We start from the raw sequence: 17,112 nt of genomic DNA, 5'->3' as shown, positions 1-17,112 counted from the left end.
AGGGCGTCGAGACTTGCAATTTTTGATAGGCTGATTGAAGCACTCATGTCCCGAGACTTCTTGCGTTGGCCAGGCAAATGAAGCGGGAGGCAGCTGTCACTGCTATGTGTGAAATCGCTGAAAAACCTGGCTGGGTTTGCAATGAGAGTGAGTGGTATTTGTTCAGGTCTGTTGCTAGATGTTCCCCGTCCCCCTCGGACATCGACCTCATGATCTTGTGCATCAATGACCATCAGGCTCACACCCCTCGGAGCGTCATTGATCCAGATGCTCTCGCAGTCCCGATTCGCCTTGGCCTTTTGACGTTTGACGAAGCCCAAGACATCGACGCGGTTCAAATACAGGGCGCTGAAAAGATCTGCCAACGATCTCGGCAGTTCGGTAGCAGGTAATTGCCAGGTGATAAAAGCTTTTGGTCTCCGGTCAGCCGTCTGCGGAATCACTTTTGTGTCCGATATCAATTGAACACTAAAAGCCCCCTCTTCCTGAACCCTCAGGTGCCCCTCGGCTTGACCCGCGCCGTCGCCTCGGCCACCAGCGGATCGTCCGGCCAGTGATGCTTCGGATACCGGCCCTTCAGGTCCTTCTTCACCTCTGCATACGTACTGCGCCAGAAGTTGGCCAGGTCCTGCGTGACCTGCACCGGGCGGCGGGCGGGTGAGAGCAGGTGCAGTTTGACGACCTGCCTGCCGTTGGCGATGCGCGGGGTGTCGGCCAGGCCGAACAGTTCCTGCAGGCGCACGGCGAGGATGGGCGGGTGTTCGCTGTAGTCCAGGCGCACCGATGATCCCGATGGCACGCTTAGGTGATGGGGCGCAAGTTCGTCGAGGCGTTGCGGCAGCGGCCAGGGCAACAGGTTGCGCAAGATCGAGGACAGGTCCAGGTTGCCGAAATGGCTGAGCCGCGTGACTTTGCCCAGATACGGCTGCAGCCAGGTTTCCAGCGTGGCGAGCAGGCTGGCATCGCTCACATCCGGCCATTCGCTGGAGGGCTGTTTTTCCAGATCCAGTTGACGCAACAAGGCCACCCGCGCCTGCCATTGGCGCAGTTCCTGCGTCCATGGCAACAACTCCAGCCCCTTGCGCCTGACCAATGCGAGCAAGGCGTGGCTGCGTGTGGCTTCGTCGAGCCCGGTGAGGGGTTCACGACTGAGGACCAGCTCGCCCACTTTGCGTTGCCGTTCAGCACGGAACACGCCTTCGCGTTCGTCCCAATCGATCTGATCGAGCAAGGTGACCTGCTCGGCCAGCACGGAATCGAACAGCGCGGGATCGAACTCGGCAGCCAGATAGATACGCTCTTCGCGCTGCCCCTGGCGGCTGCCCAGATCTGCCACGACGATCCAGGGCTGTTTCATCAGCGCATCGGCCTCGGCAAACAAAGCAGCGCGGCCGTTGGCCAGCCGATACTCAGCACCGCCTGCTCGACGCTGCTGCGCGACGCGATCCGGGTAGGCCAGCGCCAGCAAGGCACCCAGCCAGCGTGGATGATCGGGTTCACTGACCGGGCTGTCAGCCTTGCCACGCAAATAGCCACGGTACTGACGCGCCATTTGTTTGGCCCGCTGCACGCCACCCTGTGCGCCGCGCGCTGCACGCTCGGTGCCGGCCAGCAAGGTCAGACGACTGTGCAGATCGGCCCCTGCGCCCCGCAGAATGTCCCGCTCGCCTAACAGCGCGGCGACGTCACAGGCCAGATCACCCAGCCCCAACGCATGGCCGCGCAACAGCAAATGCGCAATGCGCGGGTGCGCGGGCAACTCGGCCATGGCCTGGCCGTGGGGCGTAAGGCTGCGCATCTGGCCTGGCTGATTGCTCAGTGCTTCCAGTCGCACCAGCAAGTCCTGCGCCTGTGCATAAGCGGCAGCAGGCGGCACATCCAGCCAGACCAGTTGAGTCGGCGTCACGCCCCAACGCGCCAGTTGCAGCGTGAGCCCGGCAAGGTCAGCTTGCAGGATTTCCGCCGTACCGTAGGCCGCCAACAGATCGTGCTGCGCCTCGGACCACAGGCGATAGCACACGCCCGGCTCAAGACGCCCTGCCCGTCCAGCGCGCTGAGTAGCACTGGCGCGGGAGATGCGCTGGGTTTCAAGACGCGTCATGCCGCTACCCGGATCGAATCGCGGCACCCGCGCCAGCCCGGCATCGATCACCACCCGCACGCCGTCGATGGTCAGGCTGGTCTCGGCAATGTTGGTCGCCAGCACCACCTTGCGCGTGCCCTTGGGCGCAGGCTCGATGGCTGCACGCTGAGCGCTCAGGTCAAGCTCGCCGTGCAAGGGACACAGCAGAATGTCAGCTCGCTCGCCCAGCGCATCGGCCAGTTGCTGATTGACCCGACGAATCTCGGCCTGCCCCGGTAGAAACACCAGCAGACTCCCGGACTCGCTGCCCAGCGCGTCGAGCACCGTCTGCACCACACGCGGCTCGACGAATTCACCGGGCTGAAACGGGCGTCCCCACTGCATCGTTACCGGGAACATGCGCCCGTCGCTGCGCACCACCGGCGCGTCATCCAGCAACGCCGCCAGGCGCTCGCCTTCCAGCGTCGCCGACATCAGCAGAATTTTCAGCGGCTGATCCTCACGGAACAGCTCACGTCCATTCAGACTCAGGGCCAGTGCCAGGTCGGCATCCAGACTGCGCTCGTGAAACTCATCGAAGATCAACAACCCGACGCCTTCCAGCGCCGGATCGTCCTGAAGACGCCGGGTCAAAATACCTTCGGTGACCACTTCGATGCGGGTCTTGGGGCCGACCTTGCTTTCCAGTCGAATGCGATAACCCACGGTTTCGCCGACCTTTTCACCCAACTCGCTGGCCAGCCGCTCGGCGGCAGCACGCGCTGCCAGACGAAGTGGCTCCAGCATGAGAATGGTCTGCCCGGCCAGCCAGGTCTCCTCCAGCAGTGCAAGCGGCACGCGCGTGGTCTTGCCCGCACCGGGAGGGGCTTCGAGTACAGCCTCGTGGCGGGCGGACAACGCTTGGCGCAATGCGGGTAGAACGGCATCGATGGGCAGGGAAATCATGGCAGCTCCAGAACAGGCGGCTGATTATACGGGTGTGGTGTGTGCAAACCTAAAGCTCATCGGGAGCTGATCGTACCAACGCAGCGCACACATCTTTATTCGCAAGTGTCACTGAAAAAAGGCGAATCCTTCAAACATCACCCAACGTCCGGGACAGCGCTGAACGCTGCTTCTGCCCGGAGGGCGTGGGAGCCGACAGGGCGGCGCTCCGCTTGTCCGCGAATGCAGGATTTCAGCCACTGCATCTGGGGCGGATAGACCTGCCTTTTCGCGGACAAGTCCGCTCCCACAGTCTGATCAGTCCTGTGTTTGCTGCCAGACAGTGCGGTATCAAGAACAAAGAGGCGTGTAAGCCCGATTGAGGCTTAGGAACGATCAGCGTTGAGGCGAGCACCTGATAAATCACCCACCAGAACCACCCCACCGCTCAATAGTCTTAGCCTTGCAGCCTTTGCCTTGTATAGTTGCCCTCTTCATCTCAGGAGCTTTCCATGCGCATTCCTTCCCGTTTGATCGGTGGCGTTGTGGTCGCCACATTGCTGACCCAACTGACTGCCTGCGGCAGTATTTTCTACCCTGACCGTCGTGGTCAGATTGATGGCAAGGTCGATCCGGCCATTGCGGCGCTGGATGCCTTTGGTCTGTTGTTCTACATCATCCCCGGGGTGATCGCTTTTGCGGTGGACTTCGCGACCGGTGCGATTTACTACGGGCCGGGCGAGCATGCGCAGATTGATCCGCAGAAGCTGCAACCGGCGATCAAGGCCGATGGCAGTGTCGATAACATCAAGCTGCAAGCCATTCTCGAAACCGAGTTGGGCCGTTCGCTGCCGTTGAACGACCCGCGCCTGATTCAGCACAAGGGCAGTGTCGAGCAACTGGCGTCGCTGGGTCTGATTCCGGCAGCGTAATATTATTTCAGGGTTGAAGGACGCCTCATGAGCACCAGTGCCGAACACAGCAGACTGTTGCGTCTCGCAACGCGGGCTTCGCTTGGAGTTGCCGTTACTCTGATTCTGGCCAAGGGCGTGGCGTGGTGGATCAGCGGGTCGGTCAGTCTGCTGGCCGGGCTGACCGATTCGCTGCTCGATGGGGCGGCGTCTTTCCTCAACCTGTTGGCGGTGCATTACGCCTTGCGTCCGGCTGATGACGACCATCGTTACGGCCACGGCAAGGCGGAAGCCCTGTCGGGGATGGCGCAGGCGCTGTTCATCGGCGTCAGCGGTGTATTGATTGCCTTTCAGGCCGTTCAGCGTATTCAACATCCCGAGCCGTTGGGCGCGCCGCTGCTCGGCATGGTGGTGATGGTGGTGTCTATTGTGCTGACGCTGGCGCTGCTGACCTTGCAATACCGAGTGATCAAGGCGACCGGTTCTGCCGCAATCAGGGCCGACTCGCTGCACTACCGGTCTGACCTGCTGCTCAATGGCAGCATTCTGGTCGCGCTGACACTGGCGTACTTTGGCTGGCAGCAGCTGGATGCGTATTTCGGGCTGGGCATTGCGCTTTACATTCTGTGGAGCGCGTTCCAGATCGCACGGGAAACCGTTTCCGTGCTGATGGACGCCGAGTTACCCAGCGACGTCAGCACAGACATGCTGGAGCTGGCGTGCGGCGTACCGGGGGTGTTGGGCGCGCATGATCTGCGCACGCGCATTTCCGGCAACCACTGGTTCGTGCAACTGCATCTGGAGTTGCCGGGCACGCTGACGTTGTCAGTCGCTCATGCGCTGTGCGATCAGGCTGTCGATGCCATCCACGCCAAATACCCGAAGGCCGAAGTGCTGGTGCACGCCGACCCGCAGGAAGTGGTGAAGCAGACCTACGCCTGATCGGCTTTAATTGACTCGGTAGCCACGATCCGCCAGACAGGCGCCCATCGAACGCCGATAGAGGTCGACAACGGCAGGCTGAGGCTGGGAGGTGATGTTGGCCGGGTCAAACCCGCTCTGGTCGACGCCCCAGCGGTAGCATTGGTAATGATCCAGCTCGACTTGCTGCTGGCTCTGGCCTTTCAGCGGATAGGCGACAGGGTCGTAGCCGTTGCTCTGTTGCTGGGCAGGCTCTGAATACACCGTCTCGTTCTGCGGCGGGTTGACCACCACATACTCCTGGCTGTCAGGCTGATACGCGTAATACGTGCCCGCTGCCAGAAACAACAGGCTGCTGCCAATCCAGACTTCCTGCGAGTACGACGGCAGGCTGCGCACGCGCACGCCATAGGGCGGGTTCACGACCACGTAGCGAGGGCCTTGCGGCCGATACCAGTACCCTTCGGAATAGAAATAATCCTGCCCGCGATAGGGAATCCGTGAATAACCGCCCGGTACGCGATCAATGGCATAGCCAGGGCGATAACGCGGGCCCGGCCCCCAGCCATTGCCGTGCCCGTCGGGACGGCCATTCCAGCGATCATCAGGCCTGCCATTGCCAGCGGACCAGTTGCGCGTGTTGCCGCGCGGAATGTCCTGGTAATAACCCTGGCGCGGTTGCTGGGTCTGCCAGGCTTCACGAGGGCCGCTCTGAATCGGCAGGTTGTCCTGATTCTGTCTCAACTGCTGTTGCTGCTGGCGCTGCTGATTCTGCTGTTCCTGAATCTGGCGCTGTTGCTCACGCTGCTGCTGGTTGATTTGCTGTTGCTGCTGGCGCTCGACATTGCGCTGCTGCTGTTCCTGCTGCTGAATCTGCTGTTGCTGCTGACGCTCCACCTGGCGCTGCTGATTCTGCTGCTCCTGGATCTGACGTTGCTGATTGTTCTGTTGCTGATAGATCTGCTGCTGTTGCTGGCGCTCAACGTTGCGCTGCTGATTCTGTTGCTGCTGCATCTGACGCTGCTGATTTTCCTGCTGCTGGAAGCGCTGTTGCTGCTGCTGACGCTGCTGGTTCTGTTGTTGCTGTCGCGGCGACCCGCCGTCCATGGCGTTGCCACGGGAATCGTCACGCTCGTCGGCGAGGGCATGGGTACTTATGCTCAGGCACAACAGACTCAAGCCCGCGACCTGCCAGATGCCAGATTTCATGCTTTCCTCACTAGAACGCAGATAGACGTTATTAAGACTGTAATAGCGATGCGCCGTTCTGCGCACTTTATCAGGACGCAAAGAAAAGGGGGCCAGATGGCCCCCTTGGGATACTTCGTCCTGGCGCGACGCTTATGACGTCGGCTCACTTCATGCCGTCTTGTGGACAGTATGTAGCCCGGGGGCCTAGCGCACCCGGTTGGGTGGGAGGCCGCGACTGGCCTGATTCGGCGGGTCGCGCTGGACGCTGTGTCCGGGCAGTGATTCTGTTTAAAAGAATAGGCCTGTGGCGTTGGCAGGCGATTGCTAATGTTGCTCAATAAAACATAACTTGCGCAATTTTTGACTTCATATCAATAATCCTGCGCAATCCAAATCATAAAGGGGTAGATCGTGAGCAAGCTCGACAGATATGACTTGAGCATTTTGGCCGAATTGCAAAAGGACGCGCGCATCTCCAACCAGGAACTGGCGGAACGCATTGGTCTGTCGCCGTCACCCTGCTCACGCCGCGTCAAGCAACTGGAAGACGATGGCTATATCGTTCGCCAGGTGGCGTTGCTGGATCGCAAGAAGCTGGGCCTGAACCTGACCGCCTACGTGCTGATCGGCATGGACCGTCACACACCGGAGCGTTTCGAGAACTTCGAGCAGCAGATCCGCAATCTGCCGCAAGTGCTGGAATGCAGCCTGGTGACCGGGATGGAGGCCGATTATCAACTGAAAGTCGTCGTGCCTGACATGGACCATTATCAAAAGCTGCTGTTGGGGCATTTGACGCGTATTGAAGGCGTGACCAGCGTACGGTCGAGCTTTGTGCTCAATCAAGTGCTGGCCAGTACCGAGATGCCACTGGTTCATCTGCGCAGTTGATCAATGGATGTGTCCGGTACGGTTACAGCCTGGCGGGCACTTCGCGATACTCACCCTGATCGAGCCCGTCGAGGGTCCAGTCGCCGATCCTGACACGTACCAGCCTCAGTGTCGGCAGGCCCACGGCGGCGGTCATGCGCCGTACCTGCCGATTGCGACCTTCCTTGATGACCAGTTCCAGCCAGTGGGTTGGCACGCTTTTGCGAAAGCGCACCGGCGGGTTGCGTGGCCAGAGGGCTGGCTCTTCGATTTGCCGCGCCTGAGCAGGCAAGGTCGGGCCATCGTTGAGCTGCACGCCATCGCGCAATTGCTGCAACTGATCTTGCGTCGGTTCGCCCTCGACCTGTACCCAATACGTCTTGGCCAGCTTGTGTTTGGGATCGGCAATACGCGCCTGCAACTGCCCGTCGTTGGTCAGCAGCAACAGGCCTTCGCTGTCACGGTCCAGTCGACCTGCGGGGTAGATGCCGGGGATCTTGATGAAATCCTTGAGCGTCGCCCGCCCCTGCTCATCGTTGAACTGCGTCAGCACGTCGAACGGCTTGTTGAACAGGATCAGCTTCGGCTCGGCGGGCGGTGCTTTGGCCACGCGCCTGGGAGCACCTGTCGGGCTGATTTGAGGACGGCGGGAGGCGGGACGCTGGATGCGGGACATTGGAATTCGGTAATCGGAAAACAGAAAGGGCCACTTTAGTGGCCCTTTCTGCAAATACCAAACGCAATCAACGGAACGGCGGTTCATCGAAGCTGCGCAGCTTGCGCGAGTGCAGCGAATTCAGTTCGGTGCGCAGCAGATCCAGCGCTGCGATGCCGATCTTCAAGTGCTGGCTGACGGCACGCTCGTAGAACGCGTTGGCCGAGCCTGGCAGCTTGATTTCACTGTGCAACGGCTTGTCGGAGACGCACAGCAACGTACCGTAAGGCACGCGCAGGCGATAACCCTGGGCAGCGATCGTGCCGCTTTCCATATCCACGGCCACCGCGCGGGACAGGTTGATCAACGGACGCTCCTGTGCCCAGCGCAATTCCCAGTTACGGTCGTCGTAGGTCAGCACGGTGCCGGTGCGAAGGCGTTTTTTGAGTTCTTCGCCACGCTCGCCGGTGATCTGCGCCGCCGATTCCTGCAGGGCCAATTGCACTTCGGCCAGGGCCGGAATCGGGATGTGCGGCGGCAGCACACGGTCCAGAATCCCGTCGCGGCGCATGTAGGCGTGGGCCAGCACGTAGTCGCCGATGGTCTGCGACTGACGCAGGCCACCACAGTGACCGATCATCAGCCAGCAATGCGGGCGCAGTACGGCCAGGTGATCCGTGATGTTCTTGGCGTTGGACGGGCCGACGCCGATGTTGACCAGGGTCACACCATGGCCGTCTTCGGCGATCAGGTGATAGGCCGGCATCTGGTAGCGGTGCCAGACCACGCTGGCGACGATGGCCTGCGCTTCATCCTGGCTCATGCTCTTGTCGACCACCACGTTGCCCGGCAGGACCATGCGCACGAAGCGTGGGTCTTCACGCAGTTTTTCCAGGCCATGCAGAATGAACTGGTCGACATAGCGGTGGTAGTTGGTCAGCAGGATCCAGGGCTGCACATGACGCCAGTCGCTGCCGGTGTAATGCACCAGACGGCGCAGCGAGAAATCCACACGTGCCGCGTCGAACAGCGCCAGTGGCAGCGGGTCGACGTTGGCCCAGTCGTACAGGCCGTCGGCAATGCCATCGGTTGCCGCCGACAGGTCGGTGCTGGGGAAAACCCGCGCCAGCGCAGCGGCGGTCACGCCGGAGCCGGCCAGTTCGTCACCCTGCTCAACCACGTACGGATAAGGGATGTTCTGCTCGCTCATGCCGACTTCGACCGTCACGGTAAAATCGCTCATCAGCGGGCCGAGCTGTTCCAGCAGGTATTTGCGAAATGCCTTGGGCTGCGTGACGGTTACGCTATAAGCGCCCGGCAGCTGAACCTTGGCATAGGCACGAGTGGTCAGCGGCACTTCGCCGTGGCACTCATAGTTCAAGCGCAATTCGGGGTAGCGGAACTGCGCTCGTTCTTCGGCGCTGGGTTCGACGCGGTCTTTCAGGTAACGCTTGAGCGCCTGGCTCAGAGCGCTGGTTGCACGATCGTGCAGTTCAGCGAGCCGCTCAACCGCTTGCTCGGCAGTGTCTACAACAACAAAGGCTTGGGTCACGTTTCATGTCCTGTCTGAACTTGCAGACCTGCATCCTAACGGGTTCGCGTGCTCATGCCACCTGCGGCGATGCTCTGGCCACCAATGTTTCGACATCAATACCTCGCGGCAATGCGCCATATACCCGCCCGCCAGTGGCTATTCGACCGGCGATGAAGCCGTCGCTGACGACTGCATTGCCGGCTTCCAGCAACAGCTTGGCCTGAAGGGCGATGGCGATGTCCTCAGTCAGTTGCCGCGCGCGGTACTGGATGTCGCTCAAGTCCGTGAAGGCGTCTTTCAGCGTAGCGATGTGTGCGGCCAGACGCCGGTCGCCATGGCCGTCACCCAGTTCATCGAATAGCGCATCGAGCACGCCCGGCTCTTTGGACAACGCTCGCAATACGTCGAGGCATTGCACGTTACCCGAGCCTTCCCACGTCGAGTTGACCGGCGCTTCGCGGTAAAGGCGCGGCAAGATGCTGTCCTCGACATAACCCGCCCCCCCCAGGCACTCAGCGGCTTCGTTGATCATTGCCGGGGCGCGTTTGCAGATCCAGTATTTGCCTACCGCCGTCACCAGCCTGACGAAGCGTGCTTCATGGGCGTCCTCCAGATGGTCCAGGGCGCGACCCATGCGCAGCGTCAGCGCCAGCGCGGCTTCGCTTTCCAGTGCCAGATCGGCCAACACGTTCTGCATCAACGGCTGATCGACCAGCACTCGGCCACCGACCTGGCGGTGAGCACAATGATGCGTGGCCTGGGTCAGCGCCTGACGCATCAACGCGCTGGAACCGATCATGCAGTCGAAGCGGGTCATGCCGACCATTTCGATGATAGTCGCCACACCGCGCCCTTCTTCACCGATCATCCAGGCCAGCGCGCCACGAAACTCGACTTCGCTGGAGGCGTTGGACCAGTTGCCCAATTTGTTTTTCAGGCGCTGGATATAGAACTCGTTGCGTGTGTTGTCGGGCCGATGGCGCGGCAGCAGAAAGCAGCTCAGCCCCTTGTCGGTCTGCGCCAGCGTGAGGAACGCATCGCACATCGGCGCTGAGCAGAACCATTTATGCCCGACCAGTTCGTACGCCTGCCCCGGTCCGCCTGCGCCGACCGGCCAGGCGCGCGTGGTATTGCTGCGCACATCGGTACCGCCCTGCTTCTCGGTCATGGCCATGCCGAGGGTGGCGCCGGTCTTGTGCGCAATGCCGATGTTGCGCGAGTCGTAGCGGGTGGAAAGCACCTTGGGCAGCCACACCTCGGCCAGGTCCGGCTGCAGGCGCAAGGCCGGAACGCTGGCGAAGGTCATGGTCAACGGGCAGCCGCTGCCGGGCTCGGCCTGGGTGTGCAGGTAGCTCATGGCTGCTCGTGCAACGTGCGCGCCGGGCTGCGGATCGGTCCAGGGCAGCGACGGGATGCCATGCTCAATGGCGGTGGCCATCAGTTGATGCCAGGCCGGGTGAAATTCGATCAGGTCGATGCGATTCCCGTAGCGGTCATGGCTGGCGAACACCGGCTTGTTCTGGTTGGCCAGAAAACCGGCCTCCATCAGCGGCCCGCCGGCCAGCGCACCGTAGGCGTCGATACGCGACTCGGCCCAGCCAGCCCCATAGCGCTTGCTCCACTCCTGTAAAGGCAGATCGATGCGATACAGATTGGCCCCGTCGAGTGGCGGCGGCTGATTGGTGACTTCGTGGGTTTCGGCGAATTGATTCAGGTTCATGAGTCATGTTCTCCCTGCGCGTTTCATAGGCAGTGGTGAATCATGCGCTCAAGCCTTCGTCTTTCAAAAGTGCCGTACGCGCCGAATGACCGGCGCTTTTGCCTTGTATTGACAGGCTCAGATGCCCCAGTGGGCTTTAAGCTCTGGGGTCTTGCGCACCGCTCCCGCAATGTCCGTCAGCATGGGCAGGCTCAAGGTGAAGCAACTGCCCTTGCCTGGTTCGGAATGGTGGCTCAGCTCGCCGCCCTGCAACTCGACCAGTTTGCGACAGATGGCCAGACCAATGCCCAATCCGCCGTACTGTCGGGTCATCGAACCATCGACCTGAAAGAAATGCTTATAAAGGTTGGCTTCGTCCAGGTGGCTGAAACCGATGCCGGTGTCCATCACCTCGATCCGCAAACGCAAGCGATCGGCGTCTTGCAACTGGCCGCTGATCCGCACCTTGATCGTACCCTCCCGGGTGAATTTGAGTGCGTTGTCCACCAGGCACTCGACGCACTGGTAAAGCTTGTGGACATCACCACGCACCGTGACAGGCAGCTTTTCATCAAGCTCAAGGTTCAGCCGCAGCCCCTTGGCGTAGGCAGGGCCACTGAAACGCTCACGCAATTGCTCCAATAGGTCGGGCACATCGAAGCTTTCGCATTGGGCATACAGCACACCTGCCTGCAGCTCGGTCAGGGTCAGGATGCCATTGATCATGCTCATCATGTCCTGGGCAGAACTGGCGGCGGTCTGCTGGTACATCTCCAGCTCCTCGCCCAGATTCATGGTCTGCATCAGCTCAAGCGAACCGATCACACCGTTCATAGGCGTACGGAGTTCATGGGTAAGCGTAGCCAGAAACTCGTCCTTGAGCCGGTTGCTGGTGGCCAGTTGCAGGTTCAGGTATTCCAGATCCCTGCCGGCCGCCAGCAAGGTTTTTTCCTGTTCTCGCCGGGTGTGATTGATACGGTCGGCCAGGGCCATCGACAGCAGCGCCATCTCCAGCACGGTGCCGATGTGACAGGCATACATGGTCAGGAACGTATTGGGCAACTGACCCAGCAGCATCAGGCTGAAAATCAGCCCGCCCACCAGAAAGACCGACCAGGCGATCACGAAATAACGACCGACGCGCTCGCCGCTTACGACGGCAACGATACCCGCCAGATAAATCGTCAAGGAGCCCGCCAACACCAGGTAGGTCGCCGCACGCAACGCAGGCCCGTAGCCCACGAACAGCGCCATGCACATGACCACGGCGGCGATGCCGATCACGCCCAGCAAGAGCCGGTCGACCCAGCGTGCAAGGCGGCGGGTGACCAGAAAACTGCGGGAGAACTGACAGGCGAACAGCGTTGCCATCGCCATCAGGAAAGGCGTCGAGGCGTTGGCCCACCAAGGGCTGTCGGGCCACAAGTACTCGATGGCAACCCCATTGATCGACATCTGGTACAAGCCAAACGACGCCACATAGAGGATGTAATACAGATAGTCCGGTTCGCGAACGCTGATGAAAATGAACAGGTTGTAGACCAGCATTCCCAACAGCACGCCATAAATCAGACCGAACGCGTAGATCCGGGCGGGCTGGGCTTCCAGATAAGCGTGGGTTGACCACAGGTTGAGCGGTGCCTGTACCGACCCGGCGCTATGGATACGCAGGTACACGGTATGGGTCTGCCCGGGAGCCAGATCCAGCTGAAAGATATAGGTGTTCTGTTTGAAGGGACGACTGGCGAACGGCAGCATGTCACCGGTCTGTGCCAGCAGCCTCAGGGTGCCAGCGGCATCCGGGCCGTAAAAATCAATGTAATCCATCGGCGGATAGGCCAGTTCCAGCAGCCAGTCGGTGTGCTGGCCAGCGTCAAGCGGGCGATACAGCAGGTCAACTTTCAACCAGAAAACCGAGGACGAGTAACCCGCATTGAACGTGCCCGTATCAACGGCACGAAACGCCTGAGCGCCCGCCTCGGAGCGCACGTCCTCGATGGTCGCTTTGCCGGTCGGGTCCTCGAACACCTGGATCATCCGGCCCAGCGGCAGGAACCGGGTATTCTCGTCGAACTCGACAGCATGAGCCAGCAACGGTAGCCAGACAGCCAGCATTATCAGCAAATAGCGCATTGAAGCCCCAAGGTGGTCGTCGCGGTCACTCCATCCGTTGATGGCGACGTCCTGCAATATCTATCCTTGAAACAGGCTGATGAATCCAGACAGGCAATTACGTATGACCGTTTTCCGACAGCGGCCACCCTATTGACGGCACTCTGTCAGAACATTGAAGCATAGCCGCTTATAGCGCTAAGGCTCTATGGCTTTAAAAATCAGAGCGATAGCTCTATCTCGGCCTTTGCAGAGCAAACATGAATATTTTCCTCATTAAATGTGAGGCTCGGTGCGAAAAGTCGGCAATCGAAGGTCAGCCTGCTTTTAATGCAGCATCACCGAGTGCAGCGACTTTTCGTACAGAGCCTGCACCCCATGACCGGCAGTTGTATTGGGCATGCAAGAAAAACCGTCACCGACGAGCGGCCCGGGAAAGGTTTAGTGATAAGCTCGCGCACCATGAATATCTATAGCTCCCGTCCCGTTGTCCTCTGCCTCTCCGGCCACGACCCTAGTGGCGGCGCTGGCATGCAGGCCGATATAGAAGCTCTGCTTGCCCAGGGCTGCCATGCCGCTCCGGTCATCACGGCCCTGACAGTGCAAGACACCGTCAATGTCAGTGATTTTCGTGTACTGGACCGTGACTGGGTGCTGGCCCAGGCCCATGCCGTTCTGAATGATTCGAGCGTAGCAGCTGTGAAGCTGGGCATGCTCGGTTCGCTTGAAATGGTCGCCACCGTTGTCGAACTGCTACAGGCCAACCCGCATCTGCCGATGGTCTGCGACCCAGTGTTGCGGGCGGGCGGCGGCGGACGGCTGGGCAAGGATGAAGTCGGCTATGCCATGCGCGAACAATTGTTGCCCTTGTCGACGATCGCCACGCCCAACCTGCCGGAAGCCCGCATCCTCGCTGAACTGCCGGAAGGCACAGCGGACGAGTGCGCTGAAAAGCTGTTGCCCTACTGCAAGCACCTGCTGATCACCGGTGGCCACGGCGATGAACAGCAGATCCATAATCGCTTGTACGTTCGCGGCGGCCAGACCCATACCTTTATCTGCGAGCGACTGCCGGGCAGCTACCATGGCTCCGGCTGCACGCTGGCCAGCGCATTGGCGGGACGTCTGGCACAAGGCGAAGAAACGGTCAGCGCCGTTCGCTCAGCGCTGGATTACACCTGGCGCACGTTGCGCGACGCCGAGCAGTTGGGCAAGGGGCAGTTCGTCCCGCGTCGTCTGCCGCTGGATTTTTGCTCGTAACGCTCTGCCATGAGGCTCGATTCATGAAACTACGTGGCCTGTATGCCATTACCGACAGCCAACTGTTGACCGGCAGATTCCTGTCTTACGTCGAAGCCGCGCTCGACGGCGGCGTCACCCTGTTGCAATACCGGGACAAGACCGAAGACGAATCGCGCCGCCTGCGCGAGGCCACCGAACTGCTCAAACTGTGTGAACGCTACAAGACCCGGCTGATCATCAATGACGATGCCGAACTGGCGGCGCGCCTGGGCGTCGGCGTGCACCTGGGGCAGACCGACGGCTCGCTGCCGGACGCGCGTGCCTTGCTGGGGCACAAGGCGATTGTCGGCGCGACCTGCCACGGCAAACTGGAACTGGCCGAGCGCGCCAAGGCAGACGGTGCGACGTATGTGGCATTCGGCCGGTTCTTCAATTCGCAGACCAAGCCGAACGCACCTGCCGTGCCGCTGGACCTGATCGCTCAGGTCCGCGCAAAGGTGCACCTGCCTATCGCGGTCATCGGCGGCATCACCCTGGAAAACGCCCCGCAACTGGTCGAGCACGGTGCCGACCTGCTGGCCGTCGTACACGGCCTGTTCGGCGCCGAAACCACTCAGGAAGTCACCCGCCGGGCCAAGGCGTTTACAACGCTGCTGGCCAGCGAGCGCTGAGCGAAGCACTGTCTCGCTGTTCACCTTAATGTGGAAGGCAACTTGCCGGCGATGGCGTCATTTCAGTCACTGACCTGGCGCCTGTTAAAACATCTCGCCGGCAAGCCGCCTCCCACAAACAACTTTTCTTCAGTAAGTCATCCGTCGTTTTATGAGGCCGACGTTCAAGCCTGCCCCACCAGTTTGAACTCGAAATCCGGCATGCCAGTGGCGTTCTCCAGCGCCAGCAGTGCGCGCTTGCGGTCGACGCCGCCTGCATAGCCCGTCAGGTCGCCGCCCGCGCCGATGACCCGATGGCACGGCACGATGATGGAGATCGGGTTCTTGCCATTGGCCGTTCCCACGGCCCGCGAATGACCGGGGCTCAGGCCCATCTTTCTTGCCATCGCCCCGTAGGAAATCATCTCGCCATAAGGAATGCGCGCCAGTTCAGCCCAGACCTGCTCCTGAAACGGTGTGCCGCGCATGCGCAGCGGCACATCGAACACCCGACGCTCGCCGCGAAAGAATTCCGTCAGTTGCTCCTGCGCCCGCCGCACCACCCTGGGCACGTGCGGGTCATCGGGCATCATCACCAGACCGGGGTAATGTTTCTGGCCGATGAAGTAAACGCCGGTCAGCGCATCGTCCTCGGTGCGCAGGGCAATGTCGCCCAAGGGGCTGGAAAGCAGGTAGCCGGGAATCATGATGGTGTCTCCTCACGTTGATGCCAGACATGCACGGTCGCGTAAGCCCGCCACGGTGCCCACTGGCTCGCATGCTCATTGAGTTGCGCAGCCGTCGTGCAACCCAGGCGTTTTTTGAGCACGGCATCGCCCTCGGGAAACGCATTGGGCCAGCCCAGAGCGCGCATGGCAATGTATTGCACGGTCCACTCGCCGATGCCGCGAATATGACGCAGCGCAGCCAGCGTTTCATCGAGCGGCACCAGCGGCTCAAGCAGGATGCGCCCTGACGCCACTTCCTGAGCGACCGCCAGGATCGCCTCGGCCCGAATACGGATCAGCCCCATGGCGATCAGGTCTTCATAATGTAGCGCTGCGATGGCCTGCGCCGTCGGGAACGCAGCGTGCAGTCCGAAAGGAGCATCGCTCACCGGCGTGCCGAATCGCTCGGCAATCCGACTCAGGATCGCTCGGGCATTGAGCACCGATATCTGCTGCCCGACCACCGCCCGTACTGCGATTTCGAAGCCATCGAACGCGCCGGGAACACGCATGCCCTGCAGATCGCCAATCAGCGGGCCAAGATGCGCGTCCACCAGATCCGGCCGACAGCCCGTATCGAAGACCCGCCGCACACGCCCCAGCACCACCGCCACTGCCGACTGCAACGATGCCGACATCGTCACCACCAGCGCATGCCGCTGCGGGGCATCGGTCACGCTGATCCAGCCGGAAAGCGTCTGCCCGGCATGCTCAACCTCGATGACACGCGCATAAACGTCATCGGCCACATGCTCGACGCCGGCGATGCAACGATGCGCGAGAAAGGCCAACACGCCTTTCCACGAAAACGGTGGCCGGTACGACAGCTCGAAGCGCAGACCGGCATCGTCGGCTCTCTTCGCTGTTTTCCTCAACCGAGTGGGATTCAGTCCATAGCGTGCCTGAAAGACATCATTGAAGCGCCGTACGCTGCCAAAGCCTGCCGCCAGAGCGACTTGCGTCATGGACAGCCCGGTATCGGTCAACAGGCGCTTGGCGACCAGCAGGCGTTGCGTCTGGGCGAAGTCGATCATCGACACGCCGAATTCGGCCTCGAAGATCCGCCGCAGATGCCGCGATGTAACGCCCACGCGCTCGGCCAGCGCGTCCAGTGTTTTACCGCTCAGAAAGCCTTCTTCGATCAGCCGTGCTGCGGCTTGCGCCAACCGGCTCGACATGTCCAGCAGACCCTGTCCGGGCGCCAGTTCCGGGCGGCAGCGCAAGCACGGACGAAATCCTGCCTGTTCGGCCGCCGCAGCGGTTCTATAGAAGCTGCAGTTTCTGGCTTGCGGCGCTCGCACCGGGCACATCGGCCGACAGTAGATACCGGTCGACGACACACCCATGAAAAACCAGCCGTCAAACCGGCGGTCCCTGGCGATAAACGCGGCGTAGCAAATGTCGGGGTCGAGAGTGTTCATGGGCAGACTTTATGCCAGCCTCCTACAAAAGTCTGGCTGAATTCGGACATGTGCATCCGGCAGTCGCCCGGCATTTGGTATAGTGCTGCCTCCTGCGCTTTCTCTGGCTCAAGCCACTCCAATAAAGCATTCACTGCTCACCTCGGCTGACCCCGGCGTAGACACGACTTC

The 17,112-nt window shown here is 60.9% G+C and carries 13 protein-coding genes and 1 pseudogene; 6 read left to right on the top strand and 8 right to left on the bottom strand.

Annotated elements, in window-relative coordinates; genetic code table 11:
• Positions 1 to 493: 493 nt before the first annotated feature.
• Complete coding sequence (gene hrpB / locus BUB69_RS16765) at positions 494 to 3,028, bottom strand: ATP-dependent helicase HrpB (RefSeq protein WP_073168716.1); 2,535 nt, start codon at positions 3,026 to 3,028, stop codon at positions 494 to 496.
• Positions 3,029 to 3,519: 491 nt separating this feature from the next.
• Between hrpB and BUB69_RS16760 the strand changes: the two genes are divergently transcribed.
• On the top strand, positions 3,520 to 3,939 hold the full coding sequence (locus BUB69_RS16760; protein ID WP_004885029.1) for a hypothetical protein: 420 nt from the start codon (positions 3,520 to 3,522) through the stop codon (positions 3,937 to 3,939).
• 27 nt (positions 3,940 to 3,966) lie between these two features.
• Positions 3,967 to 4,860, top strand: a complete 894-nt coding sequence (locus BUB69_RS16755; protein WP_073168715.1) for a cation diffusion facilitator family transporter — start codon at positions 3,967 to 3,969, stop codon at positions 4,858 to 4,860.
• A gap of 6 nt (positions 4,861 to 4,866) precedes the next feature.
• Here BUB69_RS16755 and BUB69_RS29675 read toward each other — a convergent pair whose 3' ends face one another.
• Complete coding sequence (locus tag BUB69_RS29675) at positions 4,867 to 5,583, bottom strand: DUF6515 family protein (RefSeq protein WP_175561759.1); 717 nt, start codon at positions 5,581 to 5,583, stop codon at positions 4,867 to 4,869.
• On the opposite strand from BUB69_RS29675, the pseudogene BUB69_RS29670 reads away from it, so the two are divergent.
• Positions 5,584 to 6,087: pseudogene (locus BUB69_RS29670) on the top strand (hypothetical protein); the annotation flags it as partial. It abuts the gene before it with no gap.
• A 354-nt stretch (positions 6,088 to 6,441) separates the two neighbouring features.
• Positions 6,442 to 6,921 carry an Lrp/AsnC family transcriptional regulator gene (locus BUB69_RS16745; protein ID WP_024685294.1) on the top strand — a complete coding sequence of 160 codons (480 nt, stop codon included), beginning with the start codon at positions 6,442 to 6,444 and terminating at the stop codon, positions 6,919 to 6,921.
• Positions 6,922 to 6,943: 22 nt separating this feature from the next.
• On the opposite strand, the gene BUB69_RS16740 is transcribed toward BUB69_RS16745, so the two are convergent.
• From BUB69_RS16740 to BUB69_RS16725, 4 genes are all read right to left on the bottom strand, one after another.
• Entirely contained in the window at positions 6,944 to 7,510 is a 567-nt protein-coding gene (locus BUB69_RS16740; RefSeq protein ID WP_163032055.1) for a pseudouridine synthase, read from the bottom strand.
• Between the two features lie 133 nt (positions 7,511 to 7,643).
• Entirely contained in the window at positions 7,644 to 9,107 is a 1,464-nt protein-coding gene (gene amn, locus BUB69_RS16735) for an AMP nucleosidase (protein ID WP_073168712.1), read from the bottom strand.
• A gap of 52 nt (positions 9,108 to 9,159) precedes the next feature.
• Positions 9,160 to 10,809 (bottom strand): acyl-CoA dehydrogenase family protein, encoded by a 1,650-nt coding sequence (locus BUB69_RS16730; protein ID WP_073168711.1) that lies wholly within the window; start codon positions 10,807 to 10,809, stop codon positions 9,160 to 9,162.
• A 117-nt stretch (positions 10,810 to 10,926) separates the two neighbouring features.
• On the bottom strand, positions 10,927 to 12,921 hold the full coding sequence (locus tag BUB69_RS16725; RefSeq protein WP_073168710.1) for a sensor histidine kinase: 1,995 nt from the start codon (positions 12,919 to 12,921) through the stop codon (positions 10,927 to 10,929).
• 441 nt (positions 12,922 to 13,362) lie between these two features.
• On the opposite strand from BUB69_RS16725, the gene BUB69_RS16720 reads away from it, so the two are divergent.
• Positions 13,363 to 14,160 carry a hydroxymethylpyrimidine/phosphomethylpyrimidine kinase gene (locus BUB69_RS16720; protein WP_073168708.1) on the top strand — a complete coding sequence of 266 codons (798 nt, stop codon included), beginning with the start codon at positions 13,363 to 13,365 and terminating at the stop codon, positions 14,158 to 14,160.
• A 23-nt stretch (positions 14,161 to 14,183) separates the two neighbouring features.
• Positions 14,184 to 14,813 carry a thiamine phosphate synthase gene (gene thiE, locus BUB69_RS16715; protein WP_073168706.1) on the top strand — a complete coding sequence of 210 codons (630 nt, stop codon included), beginning with the start codon at positions 14,184 to 14,186 and terminating at the stop codon, positions 14,811 to 14,813.
• A 164-nt stretch (positions 14,814 to 14,977) separates the two neighbouring features.
• Here the strand turns inward: thiE and BUB69_RS16710 are convergent, their stop codons facing one another.
• Both BUB69_RS16710 and BUB69_RS16705 read right to left on the bottom strand, forming a co-directional pair.
• Positions 14,978 to 15,499 carry a methylated-DNA--[protein]-cysteine S-methyltransferase gene (locus BUB69_RS16710; protein WP_073168704.1) on the bottom strand — a complete coding sequence of 174 codons (522 nt, stop codon included), beginning with the start codon at positions 15,497 to 15,499 and terminating at the stop codon, positions 14,978 to 14,980.
• Entirely contained in the window at positions 15,496 to 16,941 is a 1,446-nt protein-coding gene (locus tag BUB69_RS16705) for a DNA-3-methyladenine glycosylase 2 family protein (RefSeq protein ID WP_073168702.1), read from the bottom strand. The genes BUB69_RS16710 and BUB69_RS16705 overlap by 4 nt, the downstream gene beginning before the upstream one ends.
• Positions 16,942 to 17,112: the final 171 nt, after the last annotated feature.

It is taken from the genome of Pseudomonas asturiensis (assembly GCF_900143095.1).
Classification (GTDB): Bacteria; Pseudomonadota; Gammaproteobacteria; order Pseudomonadales; family Pseudomonadaceae; genus Aquipseudomonas; species Aquipseudomonas asturiensis.
Note: the sequence above shows the minus strand (reverse complement) of the source record. Positions and strands in the feature narration are given on the sequence as shown.

Excerpts from the sequence above, each read along its gene's own strand:
- BUB69_RS16725 (WP_073168710.1), bottom strand. The coding sequence starts at position 12,921 with ATGCGCTATTTGCTGATAATGCTGGCTGTCTGGCTACCGTTGCTGGCT.
- BUB69_RS16760 (WP_004885029.1), top strand. The coding sequence starts at position 3,520 with ATGCGCATTCCTTCCCGTTTGATCGGTGGCGTTGTGGTCGCCACATTG.
- hrpB (WP_073168716.1), bottom strand. The coding sequence starts at position 3,028 with ATGATTTCCCTGCCCATCGATGCCGTTCTACCCGCATTGCGCCAAGCG.
- BUB69_RS16720 (WP_073168708.1), top strand. The coding sequence starts at position 13,363 with ATGAATATCTATAGCTCCCGTCCCGTTGTCCTCTGCCTCTCCGGCCAC.
- thiE (WP_073168706.1), top strand. The coding sequence starts at position 14,184 with ATGAAACTACGTGGCCTGTATGCCATTACCGACAGCCAACTGTTGACC.
- BUB69_RS16710 (WP_073168704.1), bottom strand. The coding sequence starts at position 15,499 with ATGATTCCCGGCTACCTGCTTTCCAGCCCCTTGGGCGACATTGCCCTG.
- BUB69_RS16755 (WP_073168715.1), top strand. The coding sequence starts at position 3,967 with ATGAGCACCAGTGCCGAACACAGCAGACTGTTGCGTCTCGCAACGCGG.
- BUB69_RS16705 (WP_073168702.1), bottom strand. The coding sequence starts at position 16,941 with ATGAACACTCTCGACCCCGACATTTGCTACGCCGCGTTTATCGCCAGG.
- BUB69_RS16730 (WP_073168711.1), bottom strand. The coding sequence starts at position 10,809 with ATGAACCTGAATCAATTCGCCGAAACCCACGAAGTCACCAATCAGCCG.